Origin of the sequence: Streptomyces sp. NBRC 110028, assembly GCF_001417735.1 — a bacterium.
In the GTDB taxonomy this organism is placed as follows: domain Bacteria; phylum Actinomycetota; class Actinomycetes; order Streptomycetales; family Streptomycetaceae; genus Streptomyces.
The window spans coordinates 254,166-260,512 of the sequence record NZ_BBUZ01000032.1; the positions used below are offsets into that span (position 1 = coordinate 254,166).

A 6,347-nucleotide genomic window follows, 5' to 3' on the forward strand; every position below is an offset into this window, starting at 1 on the left:
AGTGACGATGGGCCGGAGGACTCTTACCGTGTCGGTTGCGACGGGTGGGTGAGCGCGAAATCACGGAGCAACTGGGCGGTTTCTCGTGCGAACTCCACCGTGATTCCATGGCGCGCCCCCGGGATCACTTCCAGCCTCGCCCCAGGGATCGCGTCAGCTATCTTCTGTCCGATTTCGGGACGAGCGGCGGGATCGTCCTCGCCGTAGATGAGCAAGGTGGGTGCCGTAATCTCGGGCAGGCGATCGGTGAGGTCGTAGCCTAGGATTGCGGCCAGTCGTCGCGCATCCGCCTCCGGTGAGCGGTGGACCAATATCGACCGCAGTTCGGCCAGCAGCTTCTCGTCCGCCTGTCCGCGTGTGGACAGGGCGAAGGAAAGCATCTGCGCATCGCGCTGCGACGGCGACAACTCGATGATCTCGGAGGCTACGGGAGCTTGCAGGGCCGAGGCGTCGGGAAAAGTGGCGCCGACCGTCAGCGATTGCACGACGTCAGGCACCGATACCGCGACCTGCAGAGCGATGAAGCCGCCGAATGAGGATCCGAAGATGTGAGCTCGTTCGTATCCGAGTGCCCTGATGAGTGCGGCGCAGTCCTCGGCCAGGTCGGGGATGCTGTAGGGGCTGGGCGGGTTGACCGACGTTCCACTGTCGCGCTGGTCATAGGCGATCGCGCGGATGCCGTCACCGAGCAGAGGCCGGAAGGTGTCGTACTGGATGCGGGTGCTTTCGCCGCCGTGCAGCAGAATCACCGGCTCGCCGGCACCGGACTCCGCGTAGGCAATCTCGATCTCGCCGGCCTTTACCGTGCCCAGCGCGGTAGTCACTTCCGCCCCTCGCAGGTCCCGTTGACGAACGGTCCCCGACTGTTGGTCTCCGCGGGCAGGCGTTTCTCACTCGGTGATCGCTCGATGATGTAGTGCGTGACCGCCGTGTCACTCACCTTGCGGACGCGGTGCGAGATGAGGGGCTTCGCAGTGTCAACCGCCTGAAACCACATGAAGCCCGGCTCGGGCGCCAGTGAGGTTTCCCGGTCGGGGTTGCCGGGCCTCTGCGTCACGGCCTGCCTCCTGCCCGGACACAGGATCACGTAGTCGTGGTGGTGCTGATGGACGTCGTACATGCCCTCCGGCTCCAGCATCGTCGAACAGACTCGCACTCGATCGTTCTCGAACACCAGGGTGTCGTCCGGTGCGCTCGGATAGGTGGACTTCAAAACGCTCACGCCCTTAAAGAGACGAGTAGTCTCTTTAAGGTACTACCGATCTGCCGTGGCGTCTACGGAGAGGTGGATGTGACAATCAGAGGTGTGCCAGAGAACGCGGAGACCGTGGAAACGACTGATGCCGGCGCGCGACGGGCAGCGCGGCCGGGCGGTCGCAACGCTCGGGTGCGGTCGCAGATCCTCGCGGCGACGATGGAGCTCGTCGCTCGAAACGGTGTGGTCGGCCTGCGCTACGAAGAGATCGCCGAACTCGCCGGAGTCAACAAGAACAGCGTCTACCGCAACTGGCCGGACCGCGCCGTACTCATCAGCGACGCACTGCTGCAGTACGCAGAGGACTCCGCGCCTCTCCACAACTCCGGCGACCTTCGCCGTGATCTGGTCGACTTCCTGATGGTGTTGTCCGAGCGCATGTCGAGCCCGATCGGCCGGGCCCTGGTGCATGCCGCCCTCGCGACTCCCGGCAACACGGATCTCGATGAGGCAGTGCGGGTTGCTTACGACCAACGGCTCGCCACCGCCCGAAAGCGATTCGACAGCGCCGTTGACAAGGAAGAGATTCCCCCTGTTGACAGCTACTTCCTCACCGAACTGCTGTCCGGGCCGGTGTACCTTTACATCCATCGGCGACGCCACCCCTTCACCCGAGAGGTGGCCGAGAAGATCGTCGACATCGTCCTGGCCGGCATCCAGGCCACCGCGCCGTAGGGTCCGATCAGTCAGAGGCGCGAATAAAGGGCTTACTCAAGGGTGTTGCGCACGGCTGCGAACTGGGCACTTCCTCGGTATGGCTGAGGTGTTGAGGGCTGAGCGGGTATGAGTGGAGACGTTCACGGGACTGCGGTTGACGCAGTTTCTGCAGTTACTCAAGGCAGTGCGGGGGCGCGGTGGCAGTGGCACGATGCAGGGCCGGCTGTGGAGTCTGCCGCTGGCCGAGCGGCTGCTGCCACTGTGTGACCGGACGAACCTGACTATGCGGCAACTGGGACCGCTGTTCGCAGTCTCACACCGGCAGCGGCCCGAGCCGGCCACGGCCCTGCGGCACCGCATGGTGCCGGAAGGCGTGACGACACACCCCGTGTACGGCTATCCGCTGCGCGTCTACACCATCGATCTCACCCAGTTCCAGGCGTGAACCGGCCGAGCCATCGGATCACCATGAGATCGTCGGCCGCTGCCCATACCTCCGCGGCCGAATTGATCGCCACAAGGCGAGGTGTCCCAGGCGAAGGTGTTGCCTTCCTGTCGCTGACCTGTGCTTTCACGGAACTGCGGCCAGAGCCCTGAAAACGGCTGGGGCCGCTCCTCGCCTTACTTGGTTGGTCCTTGATGTGTGGGGACGCTGGGGAGCGAGGAGCGGGGTTTGATCACCTGCGGGTAGGTTCTGGCCATGACTGGTGACTGGCGGATGGATCGGATCGGGGCTGCTCTGCGAGGGGAGAACCCAACCGTTCTGCGGCGGCTTGAGTCGGGATTCGCGGTGATCGGGGATGTTCAGTTCTTGCCGGGCTACTCAGTCCTCCTGGTGGACGACCCCGGTGTTCAGCGGCTGTCTGACCTGCCGAAGACCAAGCGGCTGGCATTTCTGTCCGATATGGACCAGCTCGGGGAAGCGGTTGAGCGAGTCTGTCGGCGGCTGGATCCCGATTTTCGCCGGGTCAACCTGGAGATCCTCGGTAACACGGACCCGTTCTTGCATGCCCACGTCTGGCCGCGGTTCGAGTGGGAGCCGACCGAGCTGGTAGGCAAGCCTGTATGGCTGTATCCGCATGAGCGGTGGAGTGATGAGCGGTTCAGGCTCGGTCCGCAGCATGACGTGCTGCGGGATGCGATCAGCAGCGAATTGGATCAGTTGCGTTCGACGGCCTGCCGGTGTGGGCCCGCCGACCGGTCAGATCAGCGGGCCCGGCCAGTGGTGACGGTCATGGAGTCCTACGCAGCGGAACGATCCTGCCACGCGGGTTCGGCCGCGTAGTGGCCCTGAAGTAGCCGGCGAGCTTCAGCTTCGACGCGGCGGACTCGTCGACCACGACGGTTGCGTGCGGGAGCGCGGACGGCTTGCCGCACCGGTAGCCGCCGTCGGAGGTGATGATGACCTTGGCGTCTGCCTCCTGGATACGGGTGGTGAGGGCGTCCGCCGAGAACCCGCCGAAGACGACCGAGCGCGCGGCGCCGATCAGGGCGCAGACCGGCATCGCGACGGCCGTCTCCGGGATCATCGGCATGTAGACGGCGACCGGTCGCCCTCCTGTACTCCCAACTCCAGCAGGGTGTTGTGGCGGTCATGGCCACCCCGTCCTTGAGCTCGGCGTAGGTGAGGGCACGGCTGTCGCCGGACTCGCCCCCTGGGGCGCCCGGGAGCCATCGGCCCGACCTCAACGGCCGACCTGCTCGATATCGACGACGACACGGCCACCGCGCTTCAGCGGTCAGAGCCCGCAGACTGCTGGTCTCCCGGCTTGTCCTGTACGGCAGCTCCGGCGGCCTCTGCGGCGGTGTAGAAGACGGACGAGCCCTGCTTGGTGCGCTGGGCCTGGTTCTTGGCCACGAGGTTTTCGAGCGTGGTGCGCACGACGGTGTTCTTGACGTTGCGCTCGGGGTGCTGCTTGTCGAGCGCGGCGGTGATTTCGGCTGCGGAGCGCGGCTCGCCCTGGCCTGTCAGGTGCTCGCGGACCAAGTCGACGAGGGTGGGCTGAGCCGATTGTACGGCGGATGCCTTGGACGTGTTCTTCTTGCGGGTCTGCTTGGGGGCCGGCGTGGCGGACTTCTTTACCTGCGGCTGCTTGTCGACCTTCGACGTGGCCGTCTTCTTCTTGCGGGGTGCGCGCACTGCTGTGGTGGACTCGGATACAGCGGGTGCTGCCGCGGCCCCGAGGGCCTGCTGGACGTTCACCAGGACGGTGTGGTCCTGCTCCAGCGCGACCAACTGTGCCTTCAGCGCTTCGATTTCACCGCTGATTCGTTCCTGTTCCTTACGGTTGAGCTCGAGGTCATCCGCCACCTTCGTGCTGTACTGCGAGGTCAACTGGCTGGGCGGAGCAGTGGTTTCGGGCATGTGCTTAGGTCCCTTTCTGGGTGCCACGATCGACGGGGCGAAGCTCGCGGCGTGTGCGAATCTCATGCGTGTACTCTCAGGGCCTGCTGCCACGTGTACGGGAGCAGGCCCTCCTGCACGGCAATGTCCTAGTGATAGTACGGAAAGGGCATGTGTTTTGCTCTGCCGCGCGACGCAGACGCAGCGCATCCGGAATCTGGTGATGGTCAGTGTGGCATGCGCGCCGCAGGGACGGGATGCGGGTGTTGTCGTGAACGACCGCCCACGGCTTGCCCAACCGACCCGACGTCCGGTGCGCCTCGTCCGTTTTACCGAGTTTGGAAGCGCTCGGGATGTTCCTGAGCTGCTCCAATGCGTCGCGGACATGTTCGCGACGCTTGGATGGAGGCGACGCTCACAGGTGCCGACGACGAGCCCATGCCGTCGTTGCCTCAGCTTTGAGCCCTGGCCAGGGAGTAGCCGGCGCGATGGGCGATGACCGTCTTGTGGGGGACTGTAAAACGTTCGGTGTAACTCCCGATCATGGAAGATACATCGATGACCAGTGAGAACGTGTCCGGCTCCGAGGCTGTCGAGCCCGTGGAGGCTGTGCCGGCGAAGGCCGTGGACGACCAGTTGATCGACGTGGGCCGGGCTCAGGCCGAGGGTCTGCAGTTGACTGGTGAGGGCGGGTTGCTGCAGCAGCTGACCAAGCGGCTGCTGGAGTCCGCCCTGGAGGGCGAAATCACCGACCACCTCGGCTATGACAAGCACGACCCGGAGGGCAAGAACGGCGGCAACTCCCGCAACGGCAAACGCTCCAAGACAGTCCTGACCGACGTCGGACCCAGGGGATAGCGGCGGGTGTCGAGTTCGGCTTCGACCCGCAGCCCACTGCGGGTGCGTGTCGCGGCGATGGACTCGACAACGACCTCATGGCTGGTCAGCGAGCGACCCCGCCAGTTCATCGTGATGTGAGAAAACAGCCGGTGCTCGATCTTGTTCCATTTCGAGGTGCCGGGAGGGAAGTGACAGATGGTGATCGACAGGCCCGTCTCGGAGGCGAGTCTGGCCAGCTCCGCCTTCCAGACGCGGAAGCGGTAGCCGTTGGAGCCACCCGCGTCCGCGGTGATCAGCAGCCGGGTGGCCTGCGGGTAGTCGTGGCGGCCCCGCGCCTGCCACCAGCGGCGGATCGAAGCGACCGCGAAGACCGAGGTGTCGTGGTCGGTGCCGACATTGACCCAGCCGGTGTCCGCCGAAAGATCGTAGATGCCATACGGGATCGCCACTTCACCCGTCGGCCCGGAGAAGAAGCTGTGGTCGTCGACCCGGACCGGGTCGCCCTTCGGGCGCCACTGCCGTCCGGGGTTGGGCAGTCGGCCGATCATCTCCTTCTTCTTCGTGTCCACGCTGATGACCGGCTCGTCGTCGGCCTGGTGCTGCTTGACCTGCTCGTTGAGGTAGCGGAACTGCGCGTCCCGGTCCGGATGTTGCTCGCCCTCCAGAGTCTTGGCCTGGGCCTGGAGGCTGAAGCCGCTGTCCTTCAGCAGCCGACCTACCGTCATCGCGGACACCGGATGCCCCTGATGCGTCAGCTCCTCGGCGAGGTTCCGCAGCGACTTCGTCGTCCACCGCAGCGGCGACGTCGGATCGCCCCTCTCATCCGGCTCGACCAGCGCCATCAACGCAGGCAGCAGAGCCTGATCGACGTCTTCGGCCCGCTTGCGGCCCCCGCCCGACCTGCGAGTCCGGCCTGCAGGCGGTGGGGCCTCGCCAGCCTCCAGTTCGAAGACACCCCGGCGGACCGTGGTCTCGCTCACCCCCGCGACCGCCCGGACACCGCCATGTCCCAGCAACCTCGCCTCGGCCGCCAGCAGCAAACGCCGCTGCCGCTCGTCCAGATGGGGCAGCAACACCTCGAACCGCAAGGCGAGTTGACCGTGCTCCTCCTCCGAAAACGCCATACCAGGTCAACGAGGCCCACTGCCGAAAGCGACACCTTGTTTCCGTACGGCTCCACCTGCTGCGGAGCTCCTTCCGCTATGCCGCCCGCCAGGACTGGGACAAGATCGCCAAGCTTCTGAAGCGCGT

4 protein-coding genes and 5 pseudogenes are annotated in these 6,347 nt (G+C 65.4%); 4 read left to right on the top strand and 5 right to left on the bottom strand.

The features are described from left to right. Positions 1–23 precede the first annotated feature (23 nt). Together ASC60_RS25405 and ASC60_RS25410 are read right to left on the bottom strand one after the other, a co-directional pair. Positions 24–824, bottom strand: coding sequence for an alpha/beta fold hydrolase (locus ASC60_RS25405; RefSeq protein WP_063787200.1), 801 nt, complete (start codon positions 822–824; stop codon positions 24–26). Then, positions 821–1,222: a hypothetical protein gene (locus ASC60_RS25410; RefSeq protein WP_063787201.1), complete on the bottom strand. Its 402-nt coding sequence runs from the start codon at positions 1,220–1,222 to the stop codon at positions 821–823. Before ASC60_RS25410 ends, ASC60_RS25405 begins: the two co-directional genes overlap by 4 nt. 84 nt (positions 1,223–1,306) lie before the next feature. On the opposite strand from ASC60_RS25410, the gene ASC60_RS25415 reads away from it, so the two are divergent. The 3 genes and pseudogenes from ASC60_RS25415 to ASC60_RS39670 form a co-directional block, all read left to right on the top strand. Continuing rightward, entirely contained in the window at positions 1,307–1,930 is a 624-nt protein-coding gene (locus ASC60_RS25415; protein ID WP_234357118.1) for a TetR/AcrR family transcriptional regulator, read from the top strand. 112 nt (positions 1,931–2,042) lie between these two features. Further along, positions 2,043–2,228 (top strand): annotated as a pseudogene (locus tag ASC60_RS43160) (IS5/IS1182 family transposase); the annotation flags it as partial. A gap of 384 nt (positions 2,229–2,612) precedes the next feature. Beyond that, a pseudogene (locus tag ASC60_RS39670) lies at positions 2,613–3,086 on the top strand (HIT family protein); the annotation flags it as partial. Between the two features lie 151 nt (positions 3,087–3,237). Here ASC60_RS39670 and ASC60_RS25430 read toward each other — a convergent pair. Continuing rightward, positions 3,238–3,565, bottom strand: a pseudogene (locus ASC60_RS25430) (AMP-binding protein); the annotation flags it as partial. 79 nt (positions 3,566–3,644) lie between these two features. After that, positions 3,645–4,277, bottom strand: coding sequence for a BlaI/MecI/CopY family transcriptional regulator (locus ASC60_RS25435; RefSeq protein WP_055554810.1), 633 nt, complete (start codon positions 4,275–4,277; stop codon positions 3,645–3,647). A gap of 537 nt (positions 4,278–4,814) precedes the next feature. Here ASC60_RS25435 and ASC60_RS25440 point away from each other — a divergent pair. Continuing rightward, positions 4,815–5,105, top strand: a pseudogene (locus ASC60_RS25440) (transposase); the annotation flags it as partial. Here ASC60_RS25440 and ASC60_RS25445 read toward each other — a convergent pair. Further along, a pseudogene (locus ASC60_RS25445) lies at positions 5,063–6,220 on the bottom strand (ISAzo13 family transposase); the annotation flags it as partial. The pseudogenes ASC60_RS25440 and ASC60_RS25445 sit on opposite strands and share 43 nt — an antisense overlap. Positions 6,221–6,347 lie beyond the last annotated feature (127 nt).